The 1,143-nt window shown below is 32.5% G+C and carries 1 protein-coding gene; it reads left to right on the top strand.

Features of this window, described 5'->3' with window-relative positions:
* Window positions 1–9: 9 nt before the first annotated feature.
* A partial coding sequence (locus CP960_RS13400) for a serine hydroxymethyltransferase (protein ID WP_101185965.1) occupies window positions 10–1,143 on the top strand: 1,134 nt, incomplete at its 3' end.

Below are 1,143 nucleotides of genomic sequence, written 5' to 3' on the forward strand. Positions count from 1 at the left end.
GGAGTAAAAATGAGTTATATAACAAATGAGAGATTAGAAGAAGCAGATAAAGAGATATACTCTTATGTAAAAGAAGAGTTAAAAAGACAAACAAATCATTTAGAGATGATTGCAAGTGAGAACTTTACAAGCCCAGCTGTTATGGAAGCTATGGGTTCAGTTTTTACTAACAAATATGCAGAAGGTTATCCATATAAAAGATATTATGGTGGTTGTGAATTTGCTGATGAAGTAGAACAATTAGCTATTAATAGAGCTTGTGAAATTTTTGATTGCAAATTTGCTAATGTTCAACCTCACTCTGGAAGCCAAGCAAATGGCGCTGTTTATGCTGCTTTATTAAAAGCTGGAGATAAAATCTTAGGTATGGATCTTTCTCATGGTGGACACTTAACTCATGGTTCAAAACCATCTTTCTCTGGTAAAAACTATTCTGCATTCTATTATGGTGTTGAATTAGATGGTAGAATTAACTATGACAAAGTTTTAGAAATTGCTAAAATTGTTCAACCTAAAATTATTGTTTGTGGTGCAAGTGCTTATGCTAGAGAAATTGATTTTAAAAAGTTTAGAGATATTGCTGATGAAGTTGGTGCTTATCTTTTTGCTGATATTGCACATATTGCTGGTTTAATTGCAGCTGGTGAACATATGAGTCCTTTCCCTTATGCGCACATTGTTACTTCTACTACTCACAAAACTTTAAGAGGTCCTAGAGGTGGTATTATTTTAACTAATGATGAAGATATTGCTAAAAAAATTAATTCTGCAATCTTCCCTGGATTACAAGGTGGTCCTTTAGTTCATGTTATTGCTGCTAAGGCTGTTGCTTTTAAAGAGATTTTAGACCCTAAATGGAAAAGCTATGCTAAACAAGTTAAAGCTAATGCTAAAGTTTTAGCTGATGTTTTAATTAATAGAGGTTATGATATTGTTAGTAATGGTACTGATAACCATTTAATTTTAGTATCTTTTTTAAATAAAGATTTCTCTGGTAAAGATGCTGATGCTGCTCTTGGTAGAGCTGGTATTACTGTTAATAAAAATACAGTTCCTGGTGAAACTAGAAGTCCTTTTGTTACTTCTGGTATTAGAATTGGTAGTGCTGCACTTACTACTAGAGGTATGAAAGAAAAAGAGTTT

This window comes from Malaciobacter halophilus (genome assembly GCF_002837275.1).
Taxonomy (GTDB): Bacteria; Campylobacterota; Campylobacteria; order Campylobacterales; family Arcobacteraceae; genus Malaciobacter; species Malaciobacter halophilus.